The sequence below is a fragment of the Paraburkholderia sp. genome (assembly GCF_035656215.1).
Taxonomy (GTDB): domain Bacteria; phylum Pseudomonadota; class Gammaproteobacteria; order Burkholderiales; family Burkholderiaceae; genus Paraburkholderia.
This window is the reverse complement of the sequence record NZ_DASRSY010000067.1, coordinates 1-4,851: the sequence shown is the minus strand read 5'-3', so window position 1 is coordinate 4,851 and position 4,851 is coordinate 1. Positions and strand designations below refer to the sequence as shown.

Annotated in this window: 4 protein-coding genes; 1 reads left to right on the top strand and 3 read right to left on the bottom strand. The window is 61.7% G+C overall.

What is annotated here, in order from left to right; all coding sequences use genetic code 11:
- A partial coding sequence (locus tag VFE81_RS03770; RefSeq protein WP_325043307.1) for a GMC family oxidoreductase occupies positions 1-1,010 on the bottom strand: 1,010 nt, incomplete at its 3' end.
- Between the two features lie 216 nt (positions 1,011-1,226).
- Here VFE81_RS03770 and VFE81_RS03765 point away from each other — a divergent pair.
- On the top strand, positions 1,227-2,078 hold the full coding sequence (locus VFE81_RS03765; protein ID WP_325043306.1) for an IclR family transcriptional regulator: 852 nt from the start codon (positions 1,227-1,229) through the stop codon (positions 2,076-2,078).
- A gap of 99 nt (positions 2,079-2,177) precedes the next feature.
- Here the strand turns inward: VFE81_RS03765 and VFE81_RS03760 are convergent, their stop codons facing one another.
- Positions 2,178-3,605 (bottom strand): amino acid permease, encoded by a 1,428-nt coding sequence (locus VFE81_RS03760; protein WP_325043305.1) that lies wholly within the window; start codon positions 3,603-3,605, stop codon positions 2,178-2,180.
- A gap of 241 nt (positions 3,606-3,846) precedes the next feature.
- A partial coding sequence (locus VFE81_RS03755; RefSeq protein WP_325043304.1) for an FAD-binding oxidoreductase occupies positions 3,847-4,851 on the bottom strand: 1,005 nt, incomplete at its 5' end.

Sequence of the window (4,851 nt, the reverse complement as noted above, 5' to 3'; positions counted from 1 at the left end):
CCAACGGAAAGCGGCCCCTCGCGAAACAGCGCCCATTGCAAACCCATCTTCGCGCGGCCCGTCCAGGAGTGCAGCAAGTCGTTCGTCGTGATCGGCCGCGTCACTTCATAGGTCAGGCGTACTTGCAAATGGTCCTGCAGATTTTCGCCAACGCCGGCTCGATTGGCGACCACCGGAATACCCAGGTCATTGAGCAATTTAGCCGGCCCGACGCCCGACACCTGCAGCAATTGCGGCGATTGCAGTGCACCTGCCGTCAGCACCACCTCGCGATGCGCGCGCACCTCGTGTTCCTTGCCGTGCTGCACATAGCGAATACCCGTAGCACGTGTACCTTCGAAGAGAACTTTCGACGCCAGCGCATCGGTCTCGATCCGTAGATTCGGACGGCTGCGCGCGGGTTTGAGGTAAGCGACGGCAGTCGAACAGCGCCAGCCGTGCCGCGTAGTCAACTGGTAGTAGCCGACCCCTTCCTGATCACCCTGATTGAAGTCGTCGACCGTTGGGACGCCCAGGCGATTCGATGCGGCGATGAATGCGTCCACCAGTTCGTGGCGCTGTTTGATTGTGGAGGCCCACAACGGGCCACCCACGCCGCGCGTCGGCGACCCGCCGAGCTCGTTGTGTTCGAGCCGCCGGAAGTAAGGCAAGCACTCTTTCCAGCTCCAGCCGCGATTACCGAGCGCGGCCCAGTGGTCGTAATCTTCTTTTTGTCCGCGAATGTAGATCAGCCCGTTGATGGAACTGCAGCCACCCAACGTGCGCCCGCGCGGCCAGTAGAGCTTGCGACCGTGCATGTTCGGATCCGGGTCGGTGTAGAAGCCCCAGTTGTAGACCGGATGAAACATGGTCTTGCCGTAACCGATCGGAATATGGATCCACAGAAAGCGGTCGGGCGGCCCGGCTTCGAGCAGGCATACCGAGTAGCGGCCGTTCTCCGAGAGGCGGTTAGCCAGTACACAGCCGGCCGATCCCGCGCCGACGACCACGTAGTCGAAACTCCGTACCATTGATGTCTCCGAGCTGATGCCTTTTTTGAAAGCGGATCATTTCGTCCCAATTTATTGGATGAGAGTTTCGACTTCAAGCAAATCCGGTTACGATTGAATAATCCGGTACGAAAACCGACTTTTTCGTTTCACTATTCAGTCTGTCCGCACGCGTTCATCCGGGTTGTCACTGATCCGTTCGGGCTGCATTCACCTTCATCCGCTCCGGGAAGGACAATGAGAGACACCACACACCTCCCCTCACCTGCTCACGAGCCCGCCGACGACACCCGCGTCCTGCGCGCGCTCAGCGTGCTGGAACAACTTGCGTCCGCCGGACAGCCGTCTTCACTTTCCCAGTTGTCCTTACGTCTGCAGATTCCGAAGGCGACCTTGATGCGCCTGATCGAGTCGCTTGAGGCACGCGGTTACGTCACGCACATGCCGGACTCGCGCGGGGCCGATCGCGCCATTGCGCTCGGGCCGCGCGCCGCGCAGCTCGCCCTGACCACGCTTGCGAACAGCACGTTTACGCGCGCGTGCCGCTCACTGCTGCGCACGCTCGTGGATGCGCTCGGCGAGACCTGCAATCTCACCGTGCTCGACGGCGATACCGTGCTGTACGTCGAACGCGTCGAGACAAGTGAACCCTTGCGTCTGCATATGCAACCGGGCACGCGCGTCCCGCTGCATTGCACTGCCAGCGGCAAGCTGTTTCTGTCGCAGATGAACTCGGCCGAGCGCGGACTCGTCATCCGGCGCTTGCCGCTCAAATCGATGACGTATCGCACCCTGACCGATATCGATCTGCTCGAAGCGGAACTCGACCGCCTCGCTATGCGCGGCATTGGTGTCGATAACGAGGAATTCGTGCGCGGGATGGTGGCGGTCGCGGTGCCGGTGCGCAATGTCGAGGATGGCCGTGTGCTCGCGGCGTTGGCCGTTCATTCGCCCACGGCGCGTTCCAGCCTGGAGGATCTGCTGAAAGCGGTGCCGAAGCTCAAGGAGATCGCTGTGCGCATCGGACCGCTGCTGCAACCCGCAACGGCGAATACGGCGGCTACGGCCGCAGTGGCCGTGTCGAAGTAGAGAGACCGCAGCGGCGCGCGCCGGCAACGTGTCGCTGCAGTACAGCGGTTGTCGCAAGCGACACCTGCTGCACTGCAAACAGTACGCGTAAAACAGGCCTCAATGCGTGTGCGGCCGATATTCCACGAATTCCGGCTCAGTTGACACTGCGCCGCGTTTCCGGGCCCGCCATGCATACGCCACGAGCAACACACCGAGACTTACTACGCCGAGCCACAGCGGCGTGCGCTGATCCGGTATGAACGCCATCGCCACCAGAATACCGATCATGCCGAAGATCGCGAAACAGGTCAGATACGGGTAGCACCACATCCGCACGCGCAGCATCTCCGGCGCCTCGCGCTCGAGCCGGGCGCGCAGCTTGAGTTGCGACACGGCGATCAGCACATAGACGAAGATTGCCACCGTGCCGTACGAATTGACGAGGAATGCGAACACCGTGTCGGGCGATACATAAGACATGACGACCGACACATAGCCAAACAAGGTGCCGACCAGAATCGCGCGAACCGGAACGCCGCGGCGATTGACCTTGGCAAGCGCAGCCGGTGCATCGCCGTGGCGGGTCAGCGCAAACATCATCCGCGAGGCCGCGTAGAGGCCGGAATTGAGCGCGGAGAGCACTGCGGTCAACACGATCGCATTCATGACGTTCGCGGCGGCCGGAATACCCATCGCATCGAGCGCACTCACATACGGCGTCGCCATTTTCGGCGAGTCCCACGGCACGAGCGCCACCACGAGAAGAATAGAACCGACATAGAAAATCAGCACGCGGGTGATCACCGAGTTGGTGGCTTTGGCGACCGCCTTGACCGGCTCATGGGCTTCAGCCGCCGCGATCGTGACGATCTCCGCGCCGAAGTAAAAGCCGGTCGCCGCGACGGCGCCGCTCAATACCGGTCCAATCCCCTTCGGCATCAACCCGCCATGCGAAAGGAGCGTCGGCATCACGGAGGTGGTGTGCATCGACGCGGGCCAGAGCCCCAGCACATACAGACCGCCGAGGAACAGAAACACGACGATCGCCGCGACTTTGATGGACGCGAACCAGAACTCGAATTCGCCGTAGCTTCCCACGGAGATCAGGTTGGTCGCGGTCAACACCACCAGCAACACGAGACTGATCGCCCATGCCGGCGTATCCGGCAGCCAGAATTGAACCAGTTTCGCGCCCGCCACCGCCTCGACGGCCACGACGATGACCCAGAAATACCAGTACATCCACCCGGTCAGAAAACCAGCCAGTTTGCCTGGACCCCGCTTACCGGTAAAAGCAAGACGCGCGTATTCGTAAAACGAGCCTACCGCCGGCATCGCACACGCCATTTCGCCGAGCATCCGCATGACGAGCACGATCAGGCCGCCGGTAATCAGAAACGACAGGACTGCCGCTGGGCCGGCCTGCTGGACCACGACGCCGCTGCCGACAAACAGGCCCGCGCCGATCACGCCGCCCAGCGCGATCATGGTCATGTGCCGCTCTTTGAGGCCAGTCTTCAGTTCACTTTGATTCGATACTTGCATGTCACCTCCACATCCTGTTGATGCCGGCGCCGGTCGTGCGGGACTGCGTGCGAAGCTGCATGCATTCCCGGAACCTGAGCGCCGCCAATTCGGATCGAGCGAGGACGCTTGCGCGTCTCGCTGCATCGTGTCTTTTCTTATGATTTAACGCGCAGACCTGTCTGGCTGCGCAACGCCGTGCGCATAACGCACGACGACTGGCGAATAACGTGCCGCGGGTAGCGCGGCACGCAGGCCGCGCTCAAGGTTTCTCGTCGCGCCGGAAATACAACTGGTAGAGCATCCGTTGGCCGATGCGACGGAACGGCGCGAACGGATGGCCGGGCAACGGCGACGTGAAGATCGGCAGCGTCTGCTTCGACCCCTTACCCGCTATCCGTTCGGCGAGCCGGCGACCCGCCTGCTGCGAATATGACACGCCGTTGCCACCGTAGCCGAGTGCGTAAAACACCGACTGCTTCGGATCCGGCTGACACACGCGCGGCATCATGTCGTGGCTCACATCCACCCAGCCCCACCATGAATAGTCGATCTGGACACCACGCAACGCCGGGAACTTGCGGCCCATCCCTTCGACAAGCAACTCGTAATGGCGTGGATTCGGTGCGTCCGCACCAGTGATCGCGCTACGGCTGCCGATCTGCAACCGATTGTCCGGCAGGAAGCGATAGTAGAAACGCAAGGTGCGCGTATCGGTGAGTACCTGTGTCGTTCGAAAATTGCAGGCGGCGATTTCCTGCTGTGTGAGCGGACGCGTCACCATCGAGTTCGACAGGATCGGCATCACCCGGCTCGTCAGCGAAGGATGGAGGTCCGGCGCCGTATACGCACCAGTCGCGATACCCACGGACCGAGCCCGCACAATGCCACCCGGCGTGCGCAGATGATGAATGCCGTTGATGGTCTCCCAGCCGATCACCGGGCTCGCCGGATGGACTCTTGCACCCGCTTCACGCGCCAGCCGCTGATAGCCATACGCAAGTTTCAGCGCGTGGATGCCGATACCCTCGGGTTCGTGGAGCGCGCCGGCCGCCTCAGAATCGTTGACGTACTCGCGGCGAAACGTGGCCTGGTCGATGAGTTCGGACGGGTAACCGAAAACGTCTTTCCAGACTTTGGCTTCGGCTGCGAGTTTGGCCATCATGCGCGGCCGGTGCGCAATCAGAAAATGGCCGCCCGGCTGTGGATCGCAATCGATCTCGGCCACCAGCGACTTGAAGTTGTCGAACCCTTCCTGGATCTCGTC